General features: G+C 58.7%; 1 pseudogene. It reads left to right on the forward strand.

What is annotated here, in order from left to right:
* A pseudogene (locus A3736_RS08140) lies at positions 1-254 on the forward strand (hypothetical protein); the annotation flags it as partial.

Consider the following 254-nt stretch of genomic DNA (forward strand, 5'->3'; position numbering starts at 1 on the left):
ATGAAGGCAGCCATTGAGGAAGCCGCCTTCAGCGCGCGCAACCTAACTTTTGACAGCGTTCCTGCGATTCCGAGCGACCGCGTGATGCTGGCCCAGCGCAGCGGAGAATGGGTTCAATCGGATCCCAAACAGCTGCACGACTGGGTTGAAAACCGAGTTGATCGCCACGGCCCGGCATTCCGTCGAATGAGCCGCTTCTTTAAGGGTTGGCGCGATCATGTCTGGGCCAACAGCCCGCTATCCTCAATCTGCCT

This window comes from Erythrobacter sp. HI0063, from assembly GCF_001635685.1.
In the GTDB taxonomy this organism is placed as follows: domain Bacteria; phylum Pseudomonadota; class Alphaproteobacteria; order Sphingomonadales; family Sphingomonadaceae; genus Qipengyuania.